At 66.3% G+C, this 26708-nt stretch carries 21 protein-coding genes and 1 other RNA gene; 16 read left to right on the top strand and 6 right to left on the bottom strand.

The annotated features are described in order from the left end of the window. The first annotated feature begins 137 nt into the window (after positions 1–137). The 5 genes from L2Y97_RS18615 (at position 138) to L2Y97_RS18595 (ending at position 6867) form a co-directional block, all read left to right on the top strand. Positions 138–2738: a glycoside hydrolase family 31 protein gene (locus L2Y97_RS18615; RefSeq protein WP_247429600.1), complete on the top strand. Its 2601-nt coding sequence runs from the start codon at positions 138–140 to the stop codon at positions 2736–2738. Between the two features lie 131 nt (positions 2739–2869). Next, positions 2870–3904 (top strand): glycine betaine ABC transporter substrate-binding protein, encoded by a 1035-nt coding sequence (locus tag L2Y97_RS18610; RefSeq protein WP_247429598.1) that lies wholly within the window; start codon positions 2870–2872, stop codon positions 3902–3904. A gap of 38 nt (positions 3905–3942) precedes the next feature. Next, positions 3943–5127, top strand: a complete 1185-nt coding sequence (locus L2Y97_RS18605) for an ABC transporter permease (RefSeq protein WP_247429596.1) — start codon at positions 3943–3945, stop codon at positions 5125–5127. After that, positions 5124–6041, top strand: a complete 918-nt coding sequence (locus tag L2Y97_RS18600; RefSeq protein ID WP_247429594.1) for an ABC transporter ATP-binding protein — start codon at positions 5124–5126, stop codon at positions 6039–6041. The genes L2Y97_RS18605 and L2Y97_RS18600 overlap by 4 nt, the downstream gene beginning before the upstream one ends. Positions 6042–6153: 112 nt before the next feature. Further along, positions 6154–6867 (top strand): ABC transporter permease, encoded by a 714-nt coding sequence (locus L2Y97_RS18595; RefSeq protein WP_247429592.1) that lies wholly within the window; start codon positions 6154–6156, stop codon positions 6865–6867. A 195-nt stretch (positions 6868–7062) separates the two neighbouring features. Here the strand turns inward: L2Y97_RS18595 and L2Y97_RS18590 are convergent, their stop codons facing one another. After that, entirely contained in the window at positions 7063–9111 is a 2049-nt protein-coding gene (locus L2Y97_RS18590; RefSeq protein WP_247429589.1) for a M13 family metallopeptidase, read from the bottom strand. Positions 9112–9351: 240 nt separating this feature from the next. On the opposite strand from L2Y97_RS18590, the gene L2Y97_RS18585 reads away from it, so the two are divergent. The 3 genes from L2Y97_RS18585 to L2Y97_RS18575 all read left to right on the top strand — a co-directional run bounded on the left by L2Y97_RS18585 (position 9352) and on the right by L2Y97_RS18575 (position 13797). Continuing rightward, positions 9352–10128, top strand: coding sequence for an iron-containing redox enzyme family protein (locus tag L2Y97_RS18585; protein ID WP_247429586.1), 777 nt, complete (start codon positions 9352–9354; stop codon positions 10126–10128). Positions 10129–10187: 59 nt separating this feature from the next. Continuing rightward, the gene (locus tag L2Y97_RS18580) at positions 10188–12932 is read left to right on the top strand and encodes a putative bifunctional diguanylate cyclase/phosphodiesterase (protein WP_247429583.1); all 2745 of its coding nucleotides are present in this window, start codon (positions 10188–10190) and stop codon (positions 12930–12932) included. A 190-nt stretch (positions 12933–13122) separates the two neighbouring features. Beyond that, complete coding sequence (locus tag L2Y97_RS18575; RefSeq protein WP_247429581.1) at positions 13123–13797, top strand: HAD family hydrolase; 675 nt, start codon at positions 13123–13125, stop codon at positions 13795–13797. A gap of 15 nt (positions 13798–13812) precedes the next feature. Here the strand turns inward: L2Y97_RS18575 and L2Y97_RS18570 are convergent, their stop codons facing one another. The 5 genes from L2Y97_RS18570 to rsmI form a co-directional block, all read right to left on the bottom strand. Continuing rightward, positions 13813–14184, bottom strand: a complete 372-nt coding sequence (locus tag L2Y97_RS18570) for a YraN family protein (protein WP_247429579.1) — start codon at positions 14182–14184, stop codon at positions 13813–13815. 35 nt (positions 14185–14219) lie between these two features. After that, positions 14220–16034 (bottom strand): penicillin-binding protein activator, encoded by a 1815-nt coding sequence (locus L2Y97_RS18565; RefSeq protein ID WP_247429575.1) that lies wholly within the window; start codon positions 16032–16034, stop codon positions 14220–14222. Between the two features lie 230 nt (positions 16035–16264). Continuing rightward, complete coding sequence (locus L2Y97_RS18560) at positions 16265–17086, bottom strand: IS3 family transposase (protein WP_247429573.1); 822 nt, start codon at positions 17084–17086, stop codon at positions 16265–16267. Beyond that, positions 17083–17409 (bottom strand): transposase, encoded by a 327-nt coding sequence (locus L2Y97_RS18555; protein WP_247429570.1) that lies wholly within the window; start codon positions 17407–17409, stop codon positions 17083–17085. Before L2Y97_RS18555 ends, L2Y97_RS18560 begins: the two co-directional genes overlap by 4 nt. Positions 17410–17491: 82 nt before the next feature. Continuing rightward, positions 17492–18319: a 16S rRNA (cytidine(1402)-2'-O)-methyltransferase gene (rsmI, locus tag L2Y97_RS18550; protein WP_247429568.1), complete on the bottom strand. Its 828-nt coding sequence runs from the start codon at positions 18317–18319 to the stop codon at positions 17492–17494. A gap of 159 nt (positions 18320–18478) precedes the next feature. Between rsmI and rnpB the strand changes: the two genes are divergently transcribed. From rnpB to mraY, 8 genes are all read left to right on the top strand, one after another. Beyond that, positions 18479–18844, top strand: an RNA gene (rnpB, locus tag L2Y97_RS18545) — RNase P RNA component class A. Between the two features lie 435 nt (positions 18845–19279). Then, the gene (mraZ, locus tag L2Y97_RS18540) at positions 19280–19726 is read left to right on the top strand and encodes a division/cell wall cluster transcriptional repressor MraZ (protein ID WP_247429566.1); all 447 of its coding nucleotides are present in this window, start codon (positions 19280–19282) and stop codon (positions 19724–19726) included. Positions 19727–19776: 50 nt separating this feature from the next. Then, a complete protein-coding gene (gene rsmH / locus L2Y97_RS18535; RefSeq protein ID WP_247436902.1) occupies positions 19777–20703 on the top strand; it encodes a 16S rRNA (cytosine(1402)-N(4))-methyltransferase RsmH in 927 nt (308 codons plus the stop codon). Further along, on the top strand, positions 20700–20972 hold the full coding sequence (gene ftsL, locus L2Y97_RS18530) for a cell division protein FtsL (protein WP_247429564.1): 273 nt from the start codon (positions 20700–20702) through the stop codon (positions 20970–20972). The genes rsmH and ftsL overlap by 4 nt, the downstream gene beginning before the upstream one ends. Continuing rightward, entirely contained in the window at positions 20969–22774 is a 1806-nt protein-coding gene (locus L2Y97_RS18525; RefSeq protein ID WP_247429562.1) for a peptidoglycan D,D-transpeptidase FtsI family protein, read from the top strand. The genes ftsL and L2Y97_RS18525 overlap by 4 nt, the downstream gene beginning before the upstream one ends. After that, complete coding sequence (locus L2Y97_RS18520) at positions 22771–24270, top strand: UDP-N-acetylmuramoyl-L-alanyl-D-glutamate--2,6-diaminopimelate ligase (RefSeq protein ID WP_247429560.1); 1500 nt, start codon at positions 22771–22773, stop codon at positions 24268–24270. The genes L2Y97_RS18525 and L2Y97_RS18520 overlap by 4 nt, the downstream gene beginning before the upstream one ends. Then, positions 24267–25634, top strand: a complete 1368-nt coding sequence (locus L2Y97_RS18515; protein ID WP_247429558.1) for a UDP-N-acetylmuramoyl-tripeptide--D-alanyl-D-alanine ligase — start codon at positions 24267–24269, stop codon at positions 25632–25634. Before L2Y97_RS18520 ends, L2Y97_RS18515 begins: the two co-directional genes overlap by 4 nt. After that, positions 25624–26706, top strand: a complete 1083-nt coding sequence (gene mraY / locus L2Y97_RS18510) for a phospho-N-acetylmuramoyl-pentapeptide-transferase (RefSeq protein ID WP_247429556.1) — start codon at positions 25624–25626, stop codon at positions 26704–26706. The genes L2Y97_RS18515 and mraY overlap by 11 nt, the downstream gene beginning before the upstream one ends. Positions 26707–26708: the final 2 nt, after the last annotated feature.

The following is a 26708-nucleotide window of genomic DNA, read 5'->3' as shown; positions in this document are numbered from 1 at the left end:
TCGGGGTGGATGCAGGGGAGCACCATGCCGGGCGGTTAGTGCAGGAATCGCCAAATCGACGTCAAGCCTTCACCGGCACTCCATGCGGCGACGCGTCATAATGGTCCACCTCTGGTCATGAAGGGGTGCGCCCGCCCATGGAAGCGACGAAAGACCTCCCGTCCCAGGCCGGCGCTGCCGCCTGGCCCGAGGCCACGATCGAGCGGGGGGCTGTGCGCTTCACCGTGTTGACCCCTCGGCTGATCCGGCTCGAATGGAGCGAGGACGGCGTCTTCCGCGATATACGCACCCAGGTCGTCGTACACCGGGCGCTGGATGTGCCGCCTTTTCATATCGACGAGGACGAAACCACACTGCAGGTGGATACCGGCCTGCTGCGCCTGCGCTACATCAAGGATTCCGGGCCGTTCACCCCGGATAACCTTTCCATCGCCGTCCGCGGCCCCGGCCACGAAATCAGCTGGCACCCGGGCAACGCGCAGGCACAGAACCTGGGCGGCACCTACCGCACGCTGGACCGCTACGAAGGCGATACCTGGACCGATGGCAGCAAGCTGCCACTGGAAGACGGCCTGATCGCGCGCGATGGCTGGCACGTGGTCGACGATACCGGGAGCTTCGGCATCGATGAATCCGGCTGGGTGGTGGCGCGGCCGGAAGGCAAGCGCCAGGACTGGTATTTCTTTGGCTATGGCCACGACTTCCGGGCCGCGTTGTCCGATTTTGCGGCCATCGCCGGGCCGCAACCGATTCCGCCGCGTTTCGTGTTCGGTTACTGGTGGTCGCGCTACTGGAATTACTCCGACGAAGAACTGCGCACGCTGGGCGCGCGGTTCGAAAAGGAACGCATCCCGCTGGATGTGCTCGTGCTGGACATGGACTGGCACACCACGCCGGGCCTTTCGTTGCGCCCCGGCCACGAACACCACGATGTGTTTGGTGAGCAATCCGGCTGGACCGGCTATACCTTCAACCGCAGCCTGTTTCCCGATCCGAAGGCGTTCATGCGCTGGGCGCGCGGTGAAAACCTGCGTATCACCCTGAACCTGCACCCCGCGTCGGGCGTGATGCCGCATGAGGAGAAGTACGAAGCGATGGCGCAGGCGCTGTCGTGGGATACCTCGACGCAGGCGCCGATTCCCTTTGAAGGGGCTTCGCAGCCGTATCTGCGGGCGTTGTTCGATAGCATCCTGATCCCGCTGGAGAAGCAGGGCGTCGACTTCTGGTGGCTGGATTGGCAGCAGTGGAAGGAATCCAAGGCCTTCCCCGGCCTGTCGAACACGTGGTGGCTCAACCATGTGTTCTTCACCGAGATGCAGCGCGAGAGCGACCAGCGCGGCCTGATCTACCACCGCTGGGGCGGGTTGGGTAACCACCGCTACCCCATCGGGTTTTCAGGCGATAGCGTGATCAGCTGGATTTCGCTCGCGTACCAGCCGCATTTCACCGCCATGGCCTCCAACGTGCTGTACGGCTACTGGAGCCACGACATTGGCGGGCATACCTTCGACAAGGCGATCCCGCGGCCCGAGCGGCACCTGGATCCCGAGTTGTATGCACGCTGGATGCAGCTTGGCGTGTTCTCGCCCGTCTTGCGCACGCACTCGGCGAAGGAAGCCAGCCTGCACAAGGAGCCGTGGCACTTTGGCCCGCCGTATGGCGATGCCGTGTTCGCGGCCATCCGCCTGCGCTACCAGCTGGCGCCGTATATCTACGGTGCGGCACGCGATGCCTACGATACGGGCCTGTCGATCGTGCGGCCCATGTACTACCACTGGCCGGAGCACGAGGAGGCCTACACGAATCCCGGGCAGTACATGTTCGGCAACGACATCATGGTCGCGCCGGTGACGACGCAGGTGGGGCCCGACGGGACGGTGCCGTTCCCGGTGTGGCTGCCGCCGGGGCTGTGGTACTCGCGCGATGGTGCCGAATCGTATGAAGGCGGCGGCATCCTGGCGCGTTCGTACAACCTCGAGGAGATCCCGATTTTCGTACGCCCCGGCAGCGTGGTGCCGCTCTATCCGGAAGGCATGCGCAACCTCGCAACCGTGCCGGATACGCTGATCCTGCAGGTCTTCCCGGGCGACGAAGGCTCCACATCGTTGTATGACGACGACGGCACGAGCCAGGGCTACCAGCGCGGTGAGTTCGCGCGGACGCCCGTGCGTAGCCGCCGTGGCGATCGCGCGCACCACGTGCGCATCGATGCGATGGATGGTGATTACACCGGGCGGCCCACGACGCGGCGCTATGTGGTGGAGCTGCTCGATGCGGGCATCCCTGAGAGCGTCGAGGTCAACGGCGAAGCGCTGCCGTACAGCGATGAGCCACAGCCGCGGTCGTGGCTGTTCGATCCGGCGTGGTTGTGCATTCGCATTGACCTGGGGCCGAAGCCGGTAAGCCGGCCGCAGGACATCGTCGCGCGCTTCGCGCCGGAGCACGCCATGCCACGCGGGTTGTTGCACCGCATGCGCCGGGCGCGTGATGCGGTGTTGTACCTGAAGCAGGTGTGGGGCGATATTTCGGCGTTGCCGGATGACGTGGACCTGGCCGGGCAGGCGGCACGCGTGCTGTCGTATGCCATGGAGAACGGTGATGGCGAAGGCCGCGCCGAACGCTTCAGCCAGGCCGTCGCCGAGTTCGAAGCGCGTTTCAAGGGCCTGCCTGCCAGCGTGAACGCTACGCCGATCGACGACGCCTTCAAACGCACCTTCGCCGACCTGCTGAGCCGCTGATGGTGCCAATGCGATCGATGCGCCCCCGTAGGAGCCCACCCTGTGGGCGACATCTTTCGTACCGACCTGACGGGGCCTGTGGCGCTCTCGCGAGAGGCGTCGCCCACAGGGTGGGCTCCTACGGGTGGTGCGTGGGATTCTCGTCGCGCCGTGCGGTACCGCGAGCACCCATCGCGCGCAAGCGCGCACGTACCGTGCTGCTGTTTATCCTGCTGTGGTTCTGCACGGGGGTGTTTGCGCAGGATGCGGTGCGGGTCGGCTCGAAAGCGGACAACGAGGGTGCTTTCCTCGGTCAGGTGATCCTGCAGGTGCTGAAGCATGAAGGCATCCCGGTGGTCGACCATACGCAGTTGGGGCCCACCTCGATCGTGCGCCGCGCGCTGCTCGGCGGCGACCTTGATGTGTACCCCGAATACACGGGTAACGCCGCGTTTTTCTTCCACCGTGAAAACGATGTCGCATTTCGCGATGCGGCGCAGGCGTATGCGCTGGCAGCATCGCTTGACCGTGTGAACCATGTGACCTGGCTGACGCCGGCGCCAGCGGATAATCATTGGGCGATTGGTGTGCGCAAGGACGTGGCGGAGGCGAACGGGTTGCGTTCGTTGGTGGATTTTGCGCGGTGGGTGAACGGTGGGGTGGGTGGGATCGCGCGGAAGCGCGCTCCTGCAGGTGGGGTCGATGCGGGGGCGGGGTCGGTACAAGGCACGGATTCGATGGAGACCGGTGTGCTGCTGGCGGGTTCGGCTGAGTTTGTGGAGAGCGACGCGGCGTTGCCGGCGTTCCAGAAGACGTACGGGTTCACGCTGCGTGGCGAGCAATTGCTCGTGCTTGCGGGCGGTGATACTTCGGCCACGATCAAGGCGGCGGCGGAGGGCATCTCCGGAGTGAACGCCAGCATGGTGTATTCCACCGATGGCGCGATCGCGGTCACGGGCCTGGTGGTGATGGCGGACCCGAAGCACGTGGAGATGGTGTACCAGCCTGCGCCGGTCGTGCGCGACGAGGTGCTTAAACGCTACCCCGCCATGCGTGGTGCGCTGGAAGCGGCCTTCGCGCCGCTCACGGTGGAGCGCCTGCGCGCACTGAATGCACGCACGCAGATCAACGGCGAAGACGCTTCCGCCGTCGCCGCCGATTACCTGCACACCCAGGGGCTACTCTGATGCCCCGCACCAGCGTTCCCCCCGTAGGAGCCCACCCTGTGGGCGACATCTTTCGCAAGCGCGCGCCACGACCCGATGTACCCCGCGAACGGCGTCGCCCACAGGGTGGGCTCCTGCACGAGCCGGGGCGGTTGCCGGTGGTGGTGTTGGGTAGCGTGGGGCTGCTGGCCACGCTGGCGATGGACTTCCTGCATGTCGCGCCCAATCGCTTGCTGAGCGGTTACCCGGCCAACCCGCATGTGGCGTTGCTCACGGCGGCGTGGATCATGACCGCCGCTGCGGGATTCTGGCGCGGCGGTGCGTTGCTCGCGCTTTTGCTAACGCTGGGTTTGCCGTTCCTCGCTGGTCACGATGCAACGCTGTTGCTGCAAGGCGCGGCCCCTACAACGCGTATCCAGCTTGGTGCCGGCTTCTGGACCATGTGGCTCGCTGCGGCGCTGTTGCTGCTGGACCGGTTGCGTCACCTGCGCATGACCTGGCGTGCCGCTGCATGGCTGTGCGTTGCCGTGGCGTACATCGCGGGTGGTGCGGCTGGCGCGTTCAGCAATCTCGGCCTTGTGCGTGAGTGGCAAGCGCAGCGCGGCGCATTCGCGGATGCGCTGACGACGCATATTGCGCTTTCACTGGTGACGCTGGGCATCGCGCTGGCGGCCGGCGCGCCGTTGGGTTATCTCGCGTGGCGTAAACGCCGGACCGGCGGCGCCTTGCTCGGTGTCCTTGCGTTCCTGCAGACCGTGCCATCACTCGCCTTGTTTGCGCTGTTGATCGGCCCCTTCGCCTGGCTCGCACGCGCATGGCCGGCACTCGGTGCGCTTGGATTTGGCGGCACTGGCGCGGCGCCGGCTGTCTTCGCGCTGGTGCTCTACGCATTGCTGCCGGTGGTGCGCTACACGGTGGCGGGGTTGGACGCGGTGCCTGCCGATGCGCGGGAGGCCGCGCGCGGCCTGGGCATGAGCCGCGGCCAGGTGCTGCTGGGCATTCAGTTGCCCCTGGGCTGGCCGGTGTTGCTGGCCGGCCTGCGCATCGTGGCGGTGCAGACGATCGGCCTGGCGGCAGTGGCCGCCCTGATCGGCGCGGGTGGCATGGGCCGCTTTGTGTTCCTTGGCATCGGGCAGGGCGCGACGGACATGGTGTTGTTGGGTACGCTGGCGATCATCGTGCTGGCGCTCGCCGCCGATCTTCTCTTCCAGGGCCTCATGGCCCTCACCGGACGCCGCGCATGATCGAGTTCGACCACGTCCACAAGGCCTTCGGCGATCACGTGGTGATCGAGGACCTGTCGCTGCGCGTGGAGGATGGCGAGTTCTTCGTGCTGGTGGGGCCATCCGGTTCGGGCAAATCCACCTTGCTGCGCACGGTGAACCGGCTGACCCACATCGATAGCGGGCGTGTGCTGGTGGATGGAAAAGATGTCGCCACGCAGCCGATCGAAACGCTCCGCCGTGGGATCGGCTACGCGATCCAGTCGGTGGGCCTGTTTCCACACCGCACCGTCGCTGAAAATATCGCGGCCGTGCCGCACCTCCTCGGTTGGCCGAAGGCGGACATCGATGCACGGGTGGCCGAGCTGATCACGTTGCTTAAGCTCGATGAGCCGGGCATGGCGGATCGCTACCCCGATACGCTCTCCGGCGGCCAGGCGCAGCGCGTCGGCGTGGCGCGCGCATTGGCGGCACGGCCGAAGATCGTACTGATGGACGAGCCGTTCGGCGCACTGGATCCGTTGACGCGTGAGTCGTTGCAGGCCAGCGTGAAGGCCATCCAGAAGGACACCGGCACCACCATCCTGTTCGTGACCCACGACATGGATGAGGCCTTCCGCCTGGGCGACCGCGTAGCGCTGATGCTGGATGGGCGACTGGCGCAGGTTGGCACGCCGCTGGAGCTGATCCGTTCACCCGCCGATGAGCGCGTGAATGAGTTCGTGGGCGGGACGCGCGCGTACCTGCGTGAACTGGCGGTACGGTGCGTGCGCGATAGCATGCGCCGCGACGAGCGCGCGGACGGGGACGCCATCGCCCCCGAGGCGACCCTGCAGGAAGCGCTGGGTGCGATGCTGGAGAAACGCCGCGACCGGCTTGCCGTCATCGGCGGCGGCGCGATCCTGCTGGCCGATATCGTGGCGAGGCCGAGATGAGGATCGCCCGGCCGTACCGTGTCGCGATCCGCCGACAGGCGGCAACCCGCATCACCCCTGCAGGAGCGCGCTTGCGCGCGATAGCCAGCGGCAGCCGGCGCACGTATAAGCCATGAAAACCTGGCTCCCGCTCATCGCGCTTTGCGCACTCCTTCTTGCGCTCCCCCATTCCGCGCCGTTGTTCCACGCGTGGCTGCCGGAACTCTCGCATCCGCTTTATTGGCGCACGTCGTTTGCGGAACTCGCGCTGGCCCATGCGGCGCTCGTTGCCATCGCTACGCTGATCGCGGTGGTGGTGGGGCTTTCGCTGGGCATACTGGCTACCCGCCCGGCGGGGCGGTCGTTGTTACCAACCGTTCGCGCGGTCGCGGTGATCGGGCAGACGTTTCCACCGGTTGCGGTGCTGGCGATCGCCGTGCCGCTGCTGGGCTTTGGCGCGGCCCCGACGTTGCTCGCACTATCGCTTTACGGCGTGCTGCCGGTACTGGGCCAGACCGTGGCGGGCCTGGATCAGGTGCCCGCCAGTGCGCTGCATGCGGCCGATGGCATGGGCTACGGTCGTTGGCGCAGGTTATGGGAAGTGGAGCTGCCGCTCGCGGCAGGGCCGATCATGGCGGGCGTGCGGCTGTCGGCGATCGTGAGCGTGGGCACGGCGACGATCGGTTCGGCCGTCGGTGCCGCGACGCTCGGGGCGCCGATCGTCGAAGGGCTGGTGGGAAACAACACCGCGTACGTGGTGCAGGGGGCGTTGTTGGTCGGTGCGTTGGCGTTGTCGGTGGATGGCCTGTTGGGCCTCGTCGAACACCGGATTCGCAAGCACGCCTAAACCCACGCACCCACCACGGCGACGGCCGTCTACAGCACAACGAACACAACCGCCGCGATCGGCATCAACACCGGTAGGAGCCCACCCTGTGGGCGACATCTTTCGCGACAGCACCACACGACCTGCGATGTGATCGCGAAAGGATGTCGCGCACAGGGTGCGCTCCTACGGGAGGCACCCTGTGCGCGTGGGGGTTTACCAGATCTTCACGCGCTGCTTCGGGTCGAGGTACAGCTTCTGGCCCGGCTTGGGCTGGAACGCGTCGTACCACGGATCGAGGTTGCGCACGGTCTGCGCGCGGAAGGTGCCCGGCGCGTGCACGTCGCCGATGACCTGCTGGCGCAACGCGGCATCGCGGGTCTTCTCACGCCAGCTCTGCGCGAAGGCGAGGAAGAAGCGCTGGTCGCCGGTCAGGCCGTCGATCACCGGGGCCGGCTTGCCGCCCAGGCTGTTCTTGTACGCGGCGTAGGCGATGGTCAGGCCCGACACATCGGCGATGTTTTCGCCCAGTGTCTGCTGGCCGTTCACGTGCAGGCCCGGCAGGGCTTCGTACGCGTTGAACTGTTCCACCAGGCGCTGGCCGGCTTCCTTGAAGTGCTTCTGGTCGGCATCGGTCCACCAGTTGGCCAGGCGGCCCTGCGCATCGAACTCGGCGCCGAGGTTATCGAAGCTGTGGCTGATCTCGTGGCCGATCACCGCGCCGATCGAGCCGTAATTCGCGGCCGGGTCGGCCTTCGGATCGAAGAACGGGGCTTCGAGGATCGCCGCCGGGAAGTTGAGCGCGTTCTGTAGCGGCAGGTTCACCGCGTTCACCGTCTGCGGGGTCATCCACCACTCGTCGCGGTCCACCGGCTTGCCCAGCTTGGCCTTCTGGTGCGCGTACTCGGCCAGCTCGGCGCGGATGTGGTTGCCCACCGCGTCATCCGGCTTGATCTCCAGCTTCGAGTAATCGCGCCAGGTATCCGGGTAGCCCACGCCGACCTTGATGGTGGCGATCTTCGCCTTGGCCTTTTCGCGGGTGGCCGGGGTCATCCATTCCAGCTGGCCGACGCGGTCGTCGAACGCCTTCAGGATGTTCTTCACCATGTCCTGCACTTCCGCGCGCGAGGAGGCCGGGAAGTACTGCTTCACGTAGATCTGGCCCACGGCGTCGCCGAGGTCGGTGTTGACGCGGCCCACGCCACGCTTCCAGCGATCGCGCTGCTTGGGCGTGCCGGTGAGGGTCTTGCTGTAGAAATCGAACGCCAGGTCATCGAACTTCTTGCCGATGAGGCCACCGGTGTTCTCGTTGATGGTGTGGAAGCGCAGCCACGCCTTCCAGGTATCCAGCGGCTCGCTGCTGACCAGGGCGCCGAACTTCGTCACCGTATTCGGCTGCCACACGATGAAGGTGGGCTGGTCGTTGAGGCCGGCGGCGGTGAAGTAGGCATCCCAGTCGATGCCCGGGGCCTTCGTGGCGAAGGCGGTGCGCGGCCACGGGTTGTTGGCCTTGTGCACGTCCTCGCTATCCACGATGGATTCCTGGGCCTGGGCGATCTTCGTTTCCAGCGCCACGATGGCCTTGGCTTCGGCGGCGGCATCCTTGTCACCCGCGGCGGCCAGCACGGCCTGCACGTAGGCGGCGTACTTGGCGCGCGTCTCGACCATGTCCTTGTCGGTCTTCAGGTAGTAATCGCGGTTGGGCATGCCCAGGCCGCCCTGGAGCAGGTAGGGCACGTTCTTGGAAGGATCTTCCAGGCCCTGCGCCACGAACAGGCCGAGCAGGTGCTCGGTATCGAGGTTGGTCGCGTTGATCGGATCCACGTCGGCGCGCAGCTGGGCGCCCAGGGCCGTGGAGAGATCCTTCTTGTCCTTGATGGCGGCGATCTTGTCGAGCGCCGGCTGCAGCGGTTTCAGGCCGGCCTTCTCGATGCCGGCCTCGTCCATGTAGGCCTTGTAGTAGTCGGCGATCAGGCGCTGGTTCGTGCCGGCGGCCGGGTTGCCTTCGCCGGCGGCCTTGATCAGGTCGGCGTTGCGCTTCTCCGCCTTCTGGAACACCACCAGGAAAACACCGGTGCTGGCGCGGTCGGCCGGGATCTGTGCCGTCTTGATCCAGCTGCCGTTGGCGTATTCGTTGAAGTCATCGCCGGGCTGCACGGCCTTGTCGATGCCCTTCAGGTCGATGCCGGATGGCGCCGAGGCGGCGAGGGCGCCGGTGCTGGCGAGGCCGCAGGCGATGGCCGCGGCGAGGAGGGTGGATTTCATTCGGGCAGCCCTTTTGACGAGGAACGGGACGCCACGATAAGCCCGGGCGGGCCCGGCCGCGCCCATGACGTATGGCCTAGATGGTTCCTTGTCCCGTCCTACGAATCGGCCTCGACAGATGTGAAGGGGCCTTATGCCCTAATGACGGTCCGGCCCCGCAACGGGTGCCGGCGGGGCGGGCCGCGGGTCGCCCGGGCCTGCCCTGACCTTTCCTTGGCAGTGATCTTTAGGGAGATCGACATGAATGCACGTTTTGAACTGACCGGCCCGCAGATGGACATCACCAGCTATCCGCTCTGGGCACAGGACATGGTTTCGTCCTGTGAGGATGCGCGGCGGGCCATCGTCAGCCACGAGATGTGGTCGCTGATGGTGGCGGCGCAGCTCGACCCGGTGGTCACCCGCAACTTCATGGTGGGGGTGTGGCCGGTGATCGAGCGTTTCCCGGGGTACATGGCGCATAGCCTGTTGAAGACCCGGTTTGGCCGCAGCCCGGGCGATGACCTGGCCCGGCGCTGGCTGGTGCGCAATATCCGCGTGGAACAGAACCACGCGGAGTACTGGCTGAACTGGGCCGAGTCCGCCGGGGTGTCGCGGGCCGAGGTGCTGGGCGCGGAGCCGCCCAAGGGCTCGCAGGCCCTGGCCGACTGGTGCGAGGAGGTGAGCCGCAACGATTCGCTCGCCGCGGGCATCGCCGCCACCAACTACGCCGTGGAAGGCGCGACCGGCGATTGGTCGCAAATCGTCTATGAAAGCAGTGCTTATGCGGAGAGCTTGCCGATTACGGGCCGCAAAGCCGGCCTCCGTTGGCTTCAGCTTCATGCAGCATATGACGATACCCATCCGTGGGAGGCGCTCGAGATCGTCTGCACCCTGCTCGGGACCAACCCTCCCGTGGACCAGGTGGAGCACATCAAGGAGTGCGTGCGCCGCAGCTATATCAGCATGGCTATCACGCTGGATCGCTGCATGGACGTGGTCGGCTCGTATCGCGGTTTGAACGAGGTGGCCGCATAACTCGCAAGTTGGGTCGCAAGTAGCGCACTATCACCCCCGCGATGGGAATCCAGTTACCGATGCACCGTGTTGAAGCCAACCACCTGCAACCGCTCACCAGGCGCCTCCGGCCCCTGGGGTACGCGCTTGTGGCGGGCGCGGTGCTGGTGCTGGCCCTGACCTGGGTGGCAGTGCAGACCCAGGTGACTCTCGCCGGTTTCCTCAACGGCGAGAGTCTCTGGTCCAAGGCGCAGAAGCAGTCCGTGATTGACCTGGATGCCTATGCCGCGCACGGCCGCAGAGCCGATCTTGAGAGCTTTCGCAGCAACTTCGCCGTACTGATGGCCGATCGCTGGGCTCGCGATGCGATCGCCAGTGGCGATTATGAAAACAGCGAAGTGGAAGATGCGTTCGCCCGCGGCGGCGTGATCCCCGAAGCGATCCCGGGCATGGTGTTCATCTTCGCCCACTTCAGCAGCATGCCCTACGTGCGGGAGGCCATCGCCGAATGGCGTTCGGTCGATGCGAGCCTGGTGGAACTGGAAGATACCGCCGACCGCCTGCAGCACGCGTACGAGGCGGGCACCATGGATGCGGTCGCGATCGACCGCGAACGTGCACGCATCGAAGACCTTAACCGCTATATCGAGCCGCGCGCGAAGGCGTTCTCGCTCGACATCGCCAATGGCGCCTCTTGGCTGGGCCGCGTGCTGTTCGTGGCTGTGGTGGGCGTGGCCTTGCTCGCCGCGCTGCTGTGGATCCGTTTCGCCCAGCGCATCCTTGCCGGTATTCGCGGTACCGAGGAGCGCTACAGCCTGCTGTTCGACAGCGCGGCCGATGCGATCTTCATGGTGGACGAAGCCACCGGTGCCATCCTCGATGCGAACCACCGCGCGGCCGCGTGGGTGGGTTGCCAGCGCGGCGACCTGATTGGTTTGCCGCTCACGTCACTGTTCCTCGAAGGGTCGGCGCATTCCGGCGTGGGCCAGATGCGTGCGGCCAACGGCACCACCCGCCCGGTGGAGACCCAGAGCAGCCTGGTGGTGTGGGGCCAACAGCAGGTGTGCCAGGCCATCGTGCGCGATATTTCCGACCGCGTGGCGATGGAGCAGGAACGCAAGATCGCCGCGGAGGCGCTGGCCAGCATCGCCGAAGGCGTGATCATCGCCGATGCCGACCGCCGCGTGACCACCACCAATGCGGCCCACCAGAAACTCACCGGCATGCCGCTGCACACGCTGCGCAATACCCGCCTGGATGCGACGCGCACGCTGCCCGATGGCCGGCCGTTGCCGCAATCGCTATGGGATGAGATCGCGGCGGGGGATAACTGGCTGGGTGAGGTGGAAAGCCGCCGCGCCGATGGCAGCGTGTACCCGGAGCTGATGAGCATCAGCAGCATCCGCGACAAGGATGGCCGCCCGCAGCACTACGTGGCGGTCGTGTCCGATATCACTACGCGCAAGGCCGATCGCCAGCGCCTGCAGCACATGGCCACGCATGATCCGCTGACGGGCCTGGTCACTCGCTCCGAATTCGAGCGCCGCTGCGCCGAGGCGATCACGCGCGCGGCCCACGCACGCGGCGCCTGCGTGGTGCTGTTCGTCGACCTCGATGCCTTCAAGGTGGTGAACGACAGTTACAGCCATGCCACCGGCGATGCCCTGCTCATCCGCGTGGCCGAGCGCATCCGCTCGCTGCTGTCGCCGCATGACGTGGCCGGGCGCATCGGCGGCGATGAGTTCACCGTGCTGCTGACCGACCTGCGCTCGCGCGAGGAAGCGCTGGTATTGGCCGAGGCATTGCTGGCCGCGCTCTCGCGCCCGTTCGACCTGGGCGATTACGAGCTGTTCGTCTCGGCCAGCATCGGTATCGCCGGTTACCCGCTGGATGGCAACGATGCGGTCACGCTGATCGCCAATGCCGACGCGGCCATGTATGTGGCCAAGATGGAGGAGCGCAACGCATTGCGCTTCTACACCCCCAAGATGCACGCCGATGCACGCCGCCGCCTGAAGCTGGCGGGCGAACTGCGCCAGGCCTTGCAGCGGAACGAGTTCCACCTGGTGTACCAGCCCAGCGTGGAAATGAAGACCGGCCGCATCCTTGCAGTCGAAGCGTTGATCCGCTGGCAGCACCCCGAGCGCGGGCTGGTGCCGCCCGATGAGTTCATCCCCATCGCGGAGAGCCTGGGCCTCATTCGCCAGATCGACCAGTGGGTGTTGCAGCGTGCGTGCGAGCAGTTGCGTGTGTGGGACGAAGCGCGCCTGCCGCCGTTGCGCATGGCGGTGAACGTTTCCGCGGGCTCGTTCAGCCATCCGGATTTTCTTGCGGGCGTGGGCCAGGCATTGCTGGCGAGCGGCATCCCGCCGAAGCGCCTGCTGGTGGAACTCACCGAGAGTGCCATCCTGCGCATGGGCGAGGACACCGAGCGGGCCATGCTGGCGCTGCACAACCTGGGCGTGGCGGTGGCCATCGATGACTTCGGCACGGGCTATTCCTCACTGGCGTACCTGAAGCTGCCCGCCGTGGCCTACCTCAAGATCGATCGCAGCTTCGTCACCGGCCTGCCGGCCAGCGGTAACGATGTGGCCATTACCGAGGCCATGGTGGCGATTGCCCGCAGCCTGGGCCTGCATACGATTGCGGAAGGCATCGAGACCGAGTCGCAACACGATTTTCTGCTGCGCGCCGGCTGCCACGAGGGCCAGGGCTACCTCTATTCCCGCCCCGTCTCGCCCGACGATATCGCGCGCCTGCTGGCGCCCAGGCCCGGCGCCACCGCCGGCAAACACCTCAGCCTGGTCCCCCCGCGCCGCGCCTGACCGAGTAGGAGCCCACCCTGTGGGCGACAGCTTTTCGCGAGCGCGCCACAGGGCCTGTCGCGGTGAGGCGAAAGATGTCGCCCACAGGGTGGGCTCCTACGGGTGGGCCTGTACAAGACGTTTCCGGCCCCTGTGATTCACCCTGAGGGTCCCCATATATCGGCCCAACGTCCCCGTGCAAGGATCCCCCGTGTCCACCCACGATCCCATCGTCTTCCTGTTCGATGTCGATAACACCCTGATCGACAACGATCGTTTCAGTGCCGACCTCGCCGCGCAGCTTGAAAGCCGCTTCGGCAAAGCCGGGCACGAGCGTTACAACGCCATCGATAAAGAGATACGCGCGCAGGTGGGTTACGCCGATTACCTGGGTTCGCTGCAGCGCCTGCGCGGCCAGGAAAGCAGCCCGGATTTCATGGAAATGAGTTTCTTCCTGCTCGATTACCCGTTCGAGGAACGCCGTTTCGGCGGCGCGCTCGAGGCGATCGACCACCTGCGCACGCTCGGCCGCCCGGTGATCATGTCCGATGGCGATACCGTGTTCCAGCCGCGCAAGATCCGCCGTGCCGGGCTATGGGATGCGTTCCGTGGCGATGTGCTGATCTATGTGCACAAGGAAGAGATGCTGGATCACATGCAGGCGACGTACCCCGCCGACCACTACGTGATGGTGGACGACAAGCCGCGCATCCTGGTGGCGATGAAGAAACTGATGGGCGATCGCGTCACCACCGTGTGGGTGAAGCAGGGCCATTACGCGGCTGCCGCCGGCAAGGAGCTGGAAGAGACGCCGCCGGATATCACGATCGACGGCGTCGGCGAGCTGGCTGCGCTGGGGCGTGAGGCGTTCCTGGCGGCGGCGTAAGCGGCCCGGTGCACCTCAGGCATCGAACGCGCCGCGCACCCATTCAACGGTATCGCCCTCGAACGCCATGACATCGAACCGGCATGGCCGCCCGGCATCCCACGGATGCGCGGCGAACCACACGTGCGCGGTGCTGATCAGCCGCTGCTGCTTGGCCTTGGTGACGGACGCCAGTGCGCCACCGTAACTGCCGCTGCGCCGGTAGCGCACCTCGATGAACACGAGGACCTCGCGCTCGAGCATGACCAGGTCGACTTCGCCGAAGCGGCAGAGGAAGTTGGCCCGCACGAAGCGCAGGCCGTGGTCTTCCAGATACAAGCGCGCCGCGTCTTCGTAACGATCTCCGATGACGCGGCGCGCGAGGGTGGAACGTATGTTTTCGTGCACGCGGACTCCTTTTCCGCGCCGGGGTGGGGGAGGGATTAACCGCCGCCGCCGCTCTCCACGGTCGGCGCGGTGGCCGGCGCTTCGAGTTCAAGGCTACCGGCCACCGGATGGGCCACGCCGTCAGCGAAACGCGCCCAGATGAGTACGCGCCGGACCCGGCCGAACTCATCCGCGACCAACTGCCCCGTGGCGCCTGGCAGGTAGCTGCCCGCGTGGCCGCGCATCCAGTCGATGTACGGCACCAGGCCCCACGCATCCATGCCGAAGGCGAACAGGCGCGCGGCGACACCACGCGTTGCAGGCAATGCGGTGGCGAGGTCGGCACGGCGCGGCAGGCCCGGCTGCGCATCGAACAGCCACGGCGCGTCGCAGAATTCCACGCCTTCCAGGTCGCGATCGGAGGTCGGGTCGTCACCACCGGAGTACACGTGCGAGGTGGCGAACACCGGCAGGTTGTTCTTCGCCAGGCGCAGCTGCGGCAGCAACAGTCGGGCCTGCTGCGGCTTCATGCTGATGAAGATGCCGCTGGTCATGGCGTCTTCTTCGGTCGGCACCGCCAGCGCGGCAAGCTGCGACGCGAAGTCGATGCTGTTGGCATCGAGCGTGACCTGGTTGGCCAGCGTGCCACCGCGTGCCTGCCATTCGGCCTTGAAGGCATTGCCGGCGCGGCGGGCAAAGTCGTCGGTGGAGACGATGATCGTGGCCGTCTTCATGCCCTTGTCGGCCATGTGGTCCGCGACCTGCGCGCCTTCGGTTTCCGGCACCAGGCCGAACTCGTTCGCGCCAGCGGGCGGCAGGTTTTTCGTATCGCTGGGGTAGTTCAGCGTGAGCATGGGTGCGGGCAGGGCACCCTTCGCGAAAATGGCGCTCACGCCATCGCGGTTGAGCGGGCCCACCACGAACTTCGCGCCTTCGGCGACCGCCTTGTCGTACGCCGCCACGGCGTGCGCGGCATCGTTGCCGGCATCGTAGACGACCACGTCGGGACGCGGCGCGTTGGCGTGCGCGGAATCGACATAGTGGGTGAAGAAGCCATCGCGGATGGCGGCGCCTGCACCGGCCAGCGGGCCGGTGAGCGGCAGCAGCAGGGCGACCTTGCCGGGCACCTTGTAGCCTTCGCGCACGCCCTGCGCGCCGGTAACCGTGCCGACCGCCTGGTCGAGCACGGCCGGCCCACGGCTCACGGTGCCCAGCTGGGCCTGGGCTTCGGTGACCCACGGCTTCATGGAGTCGTTGGCGCCCAGGTCGTTGCTGCGCGCGGTGAGTTCGCTGCCGCCGATGCCGGTCAGCAGGGCCAGGATCTCGCGGCGGTTCTGCTCGCGATCAATACCCCGCAGCTGTCCATCGAGTTCGACACGCGTCTGCGCGGCGCTCCACGGATCGCCCGCGGCGGCCTGTGCGCGGGCGCGCAGTTCGGCCAGCCGCTGGTCGATCTGCGGCGAAACGCGCGCGGAGGGCTTGCCGGTGAGCGAGAGCGCCGTCTTCGCATCGTTGTTCTTCAGGGCGATCTCGGCACGCAGGGCATCGAAGCGCAGCGCGTCTTCGCCTTCCAGGTGCGAGCGGCGCACATCGGCGATGGCGGGTGCGGCGCGATCGAGCGCGCCCTCCTGGCGGTAGGCCTCGCCGGCCAGCAACTTGTAGTAGTCGCGGTGGTCGGGGTCCTGCTGGGCCAGCGCAAGATAGGCCTGGGCGGCCTGGTCGAACTGGCCCTTGGTGTACATGGCCTGCGCGGCCTGCGTGGCTTCACCGGAGGGACTGTGGGCCTCGGGGCGCGAGGCGCCCGGCGTAACGCAGCCGGCGAGGGCGGCGGCGGTGAGGACACACAGGGCTGTGCTGCGGATCGATCGCATCGCAAGTTCCTTGGGGCGCAGTGGCGCCGCGCTGGCGCCGAAACGAGGGGATCATAGCCGATCGCTTCGCGAGGCCGGTGTGAGGCCGCGCGCGCCCGCGCGAACGAGAGCCCCCGTAGGAGCCCACCCTGTGGGCGACATCTTTCGCGAAGACGTACCAGGCCCTGTGGCGTTGTCGCGAACGGCGTCGCCCACAGGGTTGTAATGGCCGGCCTATTCTGGACCACCCACTAGGAGCGGATAGCCGCCCGCCGTTCGAATTCGGCGGGCGGAAGATAGTCGAGCGTGGAGTGTAGCCGCTCGTGGTTGTAGTACCGGGCCACGAAGTCGATCACGTCGGCCCGAACCTCATCCCTGGATAGGACGTCCTCCTCAAGCCACTCATGCTTGAGGGACCGGAATATCCGTTCCACGACGGCGTTGTCCCAGCAATTGCCCTTCCTGCTCATGCTTTGGATCGTGCCGCGTGCGGCCAGGTGCGAGACGAACGCATCGGACGTGTACTGACAGCCCTGATCGGTATGAAAAATCAGGCCAGGCGCGGGCTCGCGCGATGCGAAAGCCAAATGACTCGCTTCCAGCGCCAGTCGCGTGTCGGCCACGGTGCTGGTCGCCCAGCCGATGATTCGGCGGGAAAAGAGGTCAACGACAATCGCGAGGTACAGCCACCCCTGCCTGGTGGGGATGAACGTGATGTCCCCGGCCCAGACGACATTGGCGTGGGCAGGATCAAACTGCTGAGCCAGGACGTTGCCAGCCGGTGCGGGTTTGGTGTTGCGGGCATAGTGCTTGAAGCGCCTTTTTCGCCGAGGCAGATCCAGGCGACGCATGAGCGTTGCCGCCTTTTCCCGTCCCAGATCAAAGCCCTTCTCACGCAGGTGCTTGGACATCATTCGTGCGCCCAGGTGGCCGCGGCTCGCGCGATGAATCCTGCGCGCGGCCTTGGCCAGCGCGTGACTCACGGGTGCCGGAGGCCTGGGCTTGGCGTAAAAACTGCTGCGCGGCCAGCCCAGAATCGCCAGCGTGCGTCGAATCGACAGCGTCCCTCTCACCTTCTTGATGACCTGCGCGGCTTCAAGATTTTTGCGAGGTGAGAGGGCAACTGTTTTTTTAGGACATCGCGCTCCTCGGCAAGGACCTCGCGCGCTCTTTCTGAAGCCGCCAGTTGCTCCCTGAGCTCTTCGATGAGGAGCGCCTGGGCGGCTGTCGTGGCCGGGATCGCGGCCTGCTGCTGTCGCCACTCCTCCACCCAGCGCCTTAACGCTGTGGGACCCACACCGGTTATTTGCGCGGCCTGAGGCGCGCTATAGCCCGCCTCAACCACCAGTCGAATAGCCTCAGCCTTGATGGCCGGCGAAATTATCTTGAAACCCATGGATCACCTCGCAGGAAATTTTGCTCCTACTGGGTGGTCCAGAAAAGGCCGGCCATCACAGGTGGGCTCCTACCGGGGCGGGTTATGCGCCGTAGAGTGCCTTGCGTGGGGCGCCGGTAATGGCCGCCGCCATCTTCGCCGCCTTGGCCGGCGGCAGTTCCTCTTTGAGGATGCCGAACACACGCAGCCCCTCGGCCAGCTTCTCGTCCTCGCCCGCCTCGCGCCCCGCGACCATCACCACGAACTCGCCCTTCTGCTGGTTCGCATCGGCCGCCACGGTGCCGACCAGTTCGCCGAGCGGCGCACCCAGCACGGTTTCGAACAGTTTGGTGAGTTCGCGGGCGACGACGGCCTCGCGATCGGCGCCGAACACATCACGCATGTCTTCAAGGCATTCGAGGATGCGGTGCGACGACTCATAGAAGATAAGCGTGCGCGATTCGCCCGCCAGTTCGGCAAGGCGCGCCTTGCGTGCACCGCTTTTTGCCGCGAGGAAGCCTTCGAAGACGAAGCGGTCGCTGGGCAGGCCGGCGACGGAGAGCGCAGCGATCACCGCGCTGGCGCCCGGCACCGGGCTGACCTTGAGCCCCGCGACGCGTGCTGCACGCACCAGCCGAAAGCCCGGATCGCTGATCAGCGGCGTGCCGGCATCGGAGACCAGCGCCACGTCGTCACCGTTGCGCATGCGCTCCACCAGGCCATCCACCGCGGTGCGCTCGTTGTGGTCATGCAGGGCGACCAGCGGCGTATCGATGCCCAGGTGCTGCAGCAACGGCCGGGTGTGCCGGGTGTCCTCGGCGGCGATCACCGCCACCTGGCGCAGCGTGGCCACCGCCCGCGCGCTGATGTCATCCCGGTTGCCGATCGGCGTGGCGACAACGTGCAGGATGCCGGTGCGGGAAGTGGGCATACGTGGGACCGGGTGCGTGGGCAATCGCAGAGTGTACCGCCCCGGTGCCCACCTGTAGGAGCGCGCTCGCGCGCGAAAAGCCGACAGGGCGGGGACGCGGCAAGACCCATCGCGCGCAAGCGCGCTCCTACAGGGGGCCGTGTGCGTATAATGGGAATTGGAGTCGGCCGGGCAGTCGCGTCGCGCCTTGTGCGCGTCGAGGAAAGTCCGGGCTCCACAGGGCAGGGTGCCAGGTAACGCCTGGGCAGCGTGAGCTGACGGCCAGTGCAACAGAGAGCAGACCGCCGATGGCCCCGCAAGGGGATCAGGTAAGGGTGAAAGGGTGCGGTAAGAGCGCACCGCGTACGGGGCTAACGTCGTACGGCACGGTAAACCCCACCCGGAGCAAGACCAAATAAGGGGACTATGACGCAGCCCGTGTCGTCCCCGGGTAGGTTGCTAGAGCCTGGCGGTGACGCCAGGCCGAGAAGAATGACTGCTACGCCGCAAGGCGCACAGAACCCGGCTTACAGGCCGACTCCATCTTCTTCGCGCTGGCGCGCTGCGCACCCGGCCAGGTGTGCAGCGCGCGCTGTCGGTAGGAGCCCACCCTGTGGGCGACAGCTTTCGCCTCGCGTTACAGGCCCTGTTCCGCTCTCGCGAAAGGATGTCGCCCACAGGGTGGGCTCCTACGAAAAGGGTGGCCGTGGGTTCCTGCGACAAACCCCCTGCGCGTGAATGTGAATTCAGTCACGAAGCCTGATTCCGCCCTCAGGCGCCACCTGACGCTATGCGTCACTTCACAAAAAATCCCTGCGATTCAACCACCTTGCGTGGATTGCTCAGAAATGGCTGGAATTAGTGATGAACAGGAGCTTTCTCCCTGATTCACAAGGAAAAATTCCTTGACAGTCTCAGACCCCGAGACTATCGTGGGCCCCAGTGTGAAATCGTGGGATTTGGTGGGGCGGGCAACCAGACATGTTCCAAGGCGAAACAGCCATCACGGTCGACGACAAGGGTCGTCTGACGATTCCGACCTCGTATCGGGATCAGGTGGCTGACGTCTGCAAAAACCGTCTGGTCGTTACCTATAACCCCTTCGAAACCGGTTGCCTGTGGATCTTTCCTTACGAGGAATGGGAACGGGTACGCGATGACGTCAACAAGCTTCCTTCCGTCAAGGCCGTGCACCGCAACCTGCAGATGAAGCTGGTAGGCGCCGCCGCCATCGTCGAGCCCGACGGTGCGGCACGCATCCTCCTGCCAGCGAGCCAACGCGCGGCGGCAGGCATAGAGAAAAAAGCCGTGCTGCTCGGCATGGGTAGCAAGTTCGAGCTTTGGAGCGAACAGGCCCACCTCGCGAAGATCCGCCAGACGATCACCGAGGATGAAATCAGCGACGACATGGCGGATCTGCGGTTGTAACGAACATTCATAAGAACAGGTTGTAAGTGGAACGGGAGCGGGATGTGGCGATGGCGGGGCGCGATGTGCACATCCCGGTGATGCTCGACGAAGTGGTGGAGGGCCTCGCCGTGCGCGAGAACGGGCGCTACCTGGATGGGACATTCGGCCGCGGCGGTCACGCCAGGGCGGTGCTTTCCCGTCTTTCGCCCGAAGGCCGCCTGTTCCTGATGGACCGCGACCCCACCGCCATCGCCGTGGCCGAAACAGGCCTCGCCACCGACCCGCGCGTTTCCCTGCGCCACGATAATTTCGCCACCATGGGCGAATGGGCTGAGCTCGCCGATGGCGGCCTCGACGGCATCCTGCTTGACCTGGGCGTGTCGTCGCCGCAGCTCGACGATGCCAGCCGTGGCTTCAGCTTCATGGCCGATGCCCCGCTCGACATGCGCATGGACACCACCCGCGGTATCAGCGCGGCCGATTTCCTGCGCGACGCGGAGGAAGCCGAGATCGCCGACGTGCTGTGGACCTTTGGCGAAGAGCGCTTCAGCCGCCGCATCGCCAAGGTGATCGTCGAGCGCCGCGCCACCGCGCCGATCACCCGCACCGGCGACCTCGCCGAGCTGGTGGCGCGCTGCGTGGGCCGCCGCGAGCCGGGCAAGAACCCTGCCACGCGTACGTTCCAGGCGCTGCGCATCCGTGTGAATGAAGAACTGACGTCGGTGGAGCGTGGCCTCGATGCCGCGCTCGAACTGCTCAACGTCGGTGGCCGCCTCGCCGTCATCAGCTTCCACTCGCTGGAAGACCGCATGGTGAAGCAGTTCATCCGCGGGCACGAAGGCCGCGTGCAGGGCAGCCGCCGCGCACCGCCGAAGGAAGCCCCGGCCGCCCGCCTGAAACCGGTGGGCAAGGCGATCTTCGCCTCCGATGCCGAAGTGGCCGCGAACCCGCGCTCGCGTTCCGCCGTGCTGCGCATCGCGGAGAAATTGGCATGAAGACCTTCGGCGCGATCTGCCTCTCGCTCTTGCTGCTGGCGGTGATCGCCAGCGCGATCGGCGTGGTGTGGACGCGCCACGAGAGCCGCGTGCTCTTTGTCGAACTCTCGCGCCTGCAGACGCAGAAAGACGACCTGGGCGTGGAATACGGCCGCCTTGAGCTGGAGCAGGCAACGTACGCCGAGCCCAGCCGCATCGACGGCGACGCGCGCGAGAAGCTCGGCATGTTCACGCCGAAGCCGCAAGATATCCAGTTGGTGCGCCGATGAGGGCGCGCCCGGGCAAGCTCGTCGTACCCAGCCGCCGCCGCGGCCAGGGCCCGAGCCCGCGCAAGCGCATGACCGTGATGGTGGCCGTGCTGTGCGTGGCTGCCTCGGGCCTGCTCGTGCGCGCGTTCGACCTGCAGGTGGTGCGCAAGCAGTTCTACCAGGACCAGGGCGATGCCCGCTTCCTGCGTGAGATGCCCATCGCCGTGTCGCGTGGCACGATCTTCGATCGCAACGGCGAGCCGCTCGCCGTGTCGACACCGGTCGCCTCGATCTGGGCGAACCCGCCGGAGCTGCTCGAGAACGCCGACCGCATCCCGGACCTGGCGAAGGCGCTGCACGTCGATGCCGACGACCTGAAGTCGAAGATCGAAGCGCGCGCCGACAAGGAATTCATGTACATCACCCGCCAGATGCGTCCGGAAGACGCGCAGGCGATCATGGACCTGAAGATCCCGGGCATTAACTCGCAGCGCGAGTACCGCCGCTACTACCCCTCGGGCGCGGTGAACAGCCATATCCTGGGCTTCACCAATATCGATGACCACGGCCAGGAAGGCCTGGAGCTGGCGTTCGACGCATGGCTGGCCGGCAAGCCGGGCGCCAAGCGCGTCATCCGCGACCGCATGGGCCACGTGGTGGAAGATGTGGAACTGGTGCGCGAGCCGCAGCCGGGCCGCGACATCACGCTGTCGATCGATCGCCGCATCCAGTACCTGGCGTACAGCGCGCTGAAGGATACGCTGGACAAGAACAAGGCCGATTCCGGCAGCATCGTGGTGATGGACGTGCACACCGGCGAAGTGCTGGGCATGGCCAACCTGCCTTCGTTCAACCCGAATGCCGTGCGTGGCAGCAGCCCGGGCGACCGCCGCAACCGCGCGGTCACCGACGTGGTGGAGCCGGGTTCCACCATGAAGGCGTTCACCATGGCCGCGGCGCTCAGCAGCGGCAAGTACACGCCCACCGCGCCGCTGATCGAGACCTCGCCCGGCACGTGGATGATGGGCGGCCACCCGGTGCGCGATACGCATAACTGGGGCACGCTCACCCCGACCGGCGTCATTACCAAATCCTCCAACGTCGGCGCGGCGAAGATCGCGATGACGCTGGATACCGACCAGATGTACGACATGTTCAAGTCGTTCGGGATCGGTAACAGCACGGGCAGCGGTTTCCCGGGCGAAGCCTCGGGCTACCTGCCGGTGGGCCGCACGTGGAAGCCGATCGAGAAGTCTCGCATCGCCTACGGTTACAACCTCAACGTGACCCCGCTGCAGCTCGCCACGGGTTACGCCGCCATCGCCAATGGCGGCCAGTACCGCGCACCCAGCTTCATCAAGGGTGCGGATAACCCGATCAACCAGGTGGTCTCCCCGGAGATCGCGCACGAGCTCGTGCGCATGCTGGAAACCGTGGTCGCCCCGGGCGGCACCGGCTTCGGCTTCGCCTCGGTGGCCAACTACAGCGTGGCCGGCAAGACCGGTACCTCGCACAAGAACTCGGTGGGCGGTTACTACTCCAACAACTATATCTCGCTGTTCGTCGGCATGATCCCGGCCAGCAACCCGCGCCTGGTCACCGTGGTGGTGATCAACGATCCGAAGGGCGGCCGTTACTACGGCGGCTCGGTGGCCGGCCCGGCGTTCGCCAATGTCATGACCGGCGCAGTGCGCCTCCTCGATATCCCACCCGACAATGTCGGCCGCTGGTACGCCGGCGGACCCAGCCAGGGCGGGATGATCGGAACGACCAACGCACCACCGGCCGCCGACGATAGTGCGGCGGAAGAGGTGGTGCCATGAGCAGCATGAACCTCAACGAACTTCTACAAGGTTTCGCCGACGCCCAGGGTGCCGGCGAAATTGTCGTTTCCGGCCTGGCGCTGGATTCGCGCGAGATCGCCGAAGGCAACGCCTTCGTGGCCCTGCGCGGCACGAAAGGCCACGGCATGGATTTCGCGGCGAAGGCCGTGGAAAACGGCGCGGCCGTGATCCTGGCCGAGGCCCCGTTTGATGCGGCCGACCCGGGCGTGCCCGTCGTGACGGTGAAGAACCTGCGCGAGCACACGGGTGCCATCGCGGCGCGTTTCCATGGCGAGCCGACGAAGGCGCTGGACGTGGTCGGCATCACTGGCACCAACGGCAAGACCTCCACGGTGCAGCTGCTGGCGCAGGCGCTGGCGTTCCTGCAAAAGAAGCCGGCCACGGTCGGCACGCTGGGTGCCGGCATGCATGGCGCCATCGTGGAAGGCGAGCGCACCACGCCCGATGCGATCAGCATGCAGGGCCTGTTCGCCGGTTTCCGCGACGCTGGCGCGACCCACGTGGCGATGGAAGTGTCCTCGCACGCACTGGAGCAGGGCCGGGTGAATGCGGTCGCCTTCGATGTGGCGGTGTTCACCAACCTCACCCGCGATCACCTCGACTACCACGGCACGATGGAAGCCTACGGCGCCGCCAAGGCGAAGCTGTTCGCCTTCGATGGCCTGCGCGCCGCGGTGATCAACGTCGACGATGCCTTTGGCCTGAAGCTGGCCAAGGGCCTGCCCGAGGGCGTGCAGAAGCTGCGCACTTCGATGGCCCATGAGGCGACCGAGAAGGACGCCGAAGTCCGCGCCGATATCATCGTCACATCGGCCAAGGGCCTGTCGTTCAACCTGAACACGCCGTGGGGCATGCGCACCGTGCGCAGCGCGCTGCTCGGCCGTTTCAACGTCGCCAACCTGCTGGCTGTTGCCGCGGTGCTGGGCGCGCTGGGCGAGCCGTTCGAGCGCATCCACGCCGCGCTGGAAGCGCTGCAGCCGGTGAACGGCCGCATGAGCCGCCTGGGCGGCGATGGCAAGAAGCCGCTGGTGGTCGTCGATTATTCGCACACGCCCGATGCCCTGAAGCAGGCGCTGCTGGCGCTGCGTTCGCACACCAAGGGCAAGCTGATCTGCGTGTTCGGCGCCGGTGGCGACCGCGATGCGGGCAAGCGCCCGATCATGGCCGGTATCGCCGAGCGCCTGGCCGATGTGGTCATCGTGACGGACGATAACCCGCGCACCGAGAACGGCGACGATATCGTCGCGCAGATCGTCGCCGGCTTCGTCCACCCGGAAACCGTGGCCGTGGAGCGCGACCGCGCCAGGGCCATCGCACTGGCACTGAACGGTGCGAAAGCCGACGATGTGGTGCTGATCGCCGGCAAGGGCCATGAGACTTACCAGGAAGGCCCGGACGGCAAGGTGCCGTTCGATGACCTGGCCGTGGCGCAGGGCCTCATGGCCGCGCCGGCAGCGAAGGGGGCACGCGCATGATGCGTCTCTCCGCCGTCGCCCTGTGGACCCGCGGCCGCCTGCAGGGCGCCGACACCGAGGTCACCGGCTTCGCCATCGATACCCGCAAGCTGCAGAAGGGCGACCTGTTCGTCGCGCTCCCGGGTGAGCATGTCGATGGCCACGATTACGTCGCCGCCGCCGCCGCGAAGGGTGCCGCCGCCGCGCTCGTCACCCACCCGGTGGCCGTGGATCTCCCGCAGGTGATCGTCAACGACACGCAGCTGGCACTGGGCGACCTGGCCAGCGCCGTGCGTGCGCAGAACAACAAGGTGCGGGTGATCGGCATCACCGGCTCGAACGGCAAGACCACGGTGAAGACGCTCACCACGTCGATCCTGTCGCGCCACGGCCGCACCCACGTCAATGCCGGCAATTTCAACAATGAGCTGGGCATGCCGCTCACGCTGCTGGCCATGCCCGACGACACCGAATACGCGGTGCTAGAAATGGGCGCCGGCAAGCCGGGCGATATCGATTACCTGGCTGCCATCGCACGGCCCGATATCGGCCTCGTGAACTCCATCGCCGCCGCGCATCTTGAGCGCATGGGCACGATCGAAGGCGTCGCCGAAACCAAGGGCGCGCTGTACCAGTCGCTGCCCGCCGATGGCGTCGCCATCATCAATGCGGATGACGAGCGCTTCGCCGGCTTCTTCACCGGCCTGGCCGGCTCGCGCCGCGTGCTGCGTTATGCGCTGGAACACCGCGCGGACATCGGCGCCGACATTATCGAAGAGCGCATCGACGGCACCCATTTCGTCCTGTCCACGCCGCATGGCGACGGCGATGTGCACCTGCCCCTGGCCGGCCGCCACAACGTCGCCAACGCGCTGGCCGCCGCGGCCATCGCGACCGCGCTGGATGTGCCGGTGGAGACGATCGTGGAAGGCCTGGAACAGGTGCCGCATGTGGCCGGCCGCCTGAATCTCGAGCCGATGCCCGGCGGCTGGACACTGATCGACGACAGCTACAACGCCAACCCGGGTTCCGCCGCGGCCGCGATCGATACGCTGGCACTGGCGCGTGGTGAGCGCTGGCTGATCCTGGGCGACATGGCCGAGCTCGGCAACGACACGCTGAAGCTGCATGCCGGTATCGGCAAGCTCGCGCACCAGCGCGGCATCGAGCGCCTGCTCGCCACCGGCGTGAAAAGCGCCGAAGCCGCCAACGCCTTCGGTGCCGGCGCACAGCATTTCGCCACGCAGGAAGACCTCATCGAGGCGGCGTGCGCGCAGATCCACGAGGGCGTCACCGTCCTGGTGAAGGGTTCGCGATCCTCCGGCATGGAGCGGGTGGTCGCGGCGATGAAGAAGTACGCTGAAGGAGCATCCCATGCTGCTTGAACTGGCGGAATGGATGGCTCGGCACTTCACGTCGCTGCATCTTTTCCAATACATCACGTTCCGCGCGATCATGGCGGCGCTCACCGCGCTGGCCGTCTCACTGCTGCTTGGTCCCGCGCTGATCCGCAAGCTGGCCGCGCTGAAGGCCGGCCAGGTGGTGCGCAGCGACGGCCCGCAGACCCACCTTTCCAAGGCCGGTACCCCGACCATGGGCGGCACGCTGATCATTTTTGCGATCGGCATTGCCACGCTGCTTTGGGCCGACCTGAACAACCGCTACGTCTGGGTGGTGCTGCTCGTGACGCTGGCTTTCGGCGCCATCGGTTTCTACGACGACTACCGCAAGCTGGTGCTGAAGGACAGCCGTGGCCTCGCCAGCCGCTGGAAGTACTTCTGGCAATCGGTGTTCGGCCTGGCTGCCGCGCTGTTCCTCTACTACACGCACCAGCTGCCGGCGGAGACCGCGCTGTACGTGCCGCTGTTCAAGCAGGTGGCGCTGCCGCTGGGCCTGCTGTTCGTGGTGATTGGTTATTTCATCATCGTGGGCTTCTCCAACGCGGTGAACCTGACCGATGGCCTCGACGGCCTGGCGATCATGCCGAGCGTGCTGGTCTCCGGTGCCTTGGGCATCTTTGCCTACCTCGCCGGCAACAAGCTGTTCTCGGAATACCTCGGCATCCCGTCTATTCCGGGCGCGGGCGAGCTGGCGGTGTTCTGCAGCGCGCTGGCCGGCGCCGGCCTTGGCTTCCTCTGGTTCAACACGTACCCGGCCCAGGTGTTCATGGGCGACGTGGGTGCGCTGGCCATCGGCGCCGCGCTCGGCTGCGTGGCGCTGATCGTGCGCCAGGAAATCGTGTTGCTGGTGATGGGCGGTGTGTTCGTGATGGAAACCGCCTCGGTGATGTTGCAGGTGGGCAGCTTCAAGCTGCGCGGCAAACGCATCTTCCGCATGGCACCCATCCACCACCATTTTGAACTGAAGGGCTGGCCCGAGCCGCGGGTCATCGTGCGCTTCTGGATCATCAGCGTCGTGCTGGTGCTTATTGGTCTTGCTACGTTGAAGGTGCGCTAAGC

Source organism: Luteibacter aegosomatissinici, assembly GCF_023078495.1.
GTDB lineage: Bacteria > Pseudomonadota > Gammaproteobacteria > Xanthomonadales > Rhodanobacteraceae > Luteibacter > Luteibacter aegosomatissinici.
This window is presented reverse-complemented; position numbering and strand designations above follow the sequence as displayed.

Coding starts and splice junctions, on each gene's coding strand:
- L2Y97_RS18600 (WP_247429594.1), top strand. CDS start 5,124: ATGATCGAGTTCGACCACGTCCACAAGGCCTTCGGCGATCACGTGGTG.
- L2Y97_RS18555 (WP_247429570.1), bottom strand. CDS start 17,409: ATGGGTTTCAAGATAATTTCGCCGGCCATCAAGGCTGAGGCTATTCGA.
- L2Y97_RS18585 (WP_247429586.1), top strand. CDS start 9,352: ATGAATGCACGTTTTGAACTGACCGGCCCGCAGATGGACATCACCAGC.
- L2Y97_RS18525 (WP_247429562.1), top strand. CDS start 20,969: ATGAGGGCGCGCCCGGGCAAGCTCGTCGTACCCAGCCGCCGCCGCGGC.
- L2Y97_RS18615 (WP_247429600.1), top strand. CDS start 138: ATGGAAGCGACGAAAGACCTCCCGTCCCAGGCCGGCGCTGCCGCCTGG.
- L2Y97_RS18515 (WP_247429558.1), top strand. CDS start 24,267: ATGATGCGTCTCTCCGCCGTCGCCCTGTGGACCCGCGGCCGCCTGCAG.
- ftsL (WP_247429564.1), top strand. CDS start 20,700: ATGAAGACCTTCGGCGCGATCTGCCTCTCGCTCTTGCTGCTGGCGGTG.
- L2Y97_RS18565 (WP_247429575.1), bottom strand. CDS start 16,034: ATGCGATCGATCCGCAGCACAGCCCTGTGTGTCCTCACCGCCGCCGCC.
- rsmH (WP_247436902.1), top strand. CDS start 19,777: ATGGCGGGGCGCGATGTGCACATCCCGGTGATGCTCGACGAAGTGGTG.
- mraY (WP_247429556.1), top strand. CDS start 25,624: ATGCTGCTTGAACTGGCGGAATGGATGGCTCGGCACTTCACGTCGCTG.
- L2Y97_RS18590 (WP_247429589.1), bottom strand. CDS start 9,111: ATGAAATCCACCCTCCTCGCCGCGGCCATCGCCTGCGGCCTCGCCAGC.
- L2Y97_RS18520 (WP_247429560.1), top strand. CDS start 22,771: ATGAGCAGCATGAACCTCAACGAACTTCTACAAGGTTTCGCCGACGCC.
- L2Y97_RS18580 (WP_247429583.1), top strand. CDS start 10,188: ATGCACCGTGTTGAAGCCAACCACCTGCAACCGCTCACCAGGCGCCTC.
- rsmI (WP_247429568.1), bottom strand. CDS start 18,319: ATGCCCACTTCCCGCACCGGCATCCTGCACGTTGTCGCCACGCCGATC.
- mraZ (WP_247429566.1), top strand. CDS start 19,280: ATGTTCCAAGGCGAAACAGCCATCACGGTCGACGACAAGGGTCGTCTG.
- L2Y97_RS18595 (WP_247429592.1), top strand. CDS start 6,154: ATGAAAACCTGGCTCCCGCTCATCGCGCTTTGCGCACTCCTTCTTGCG.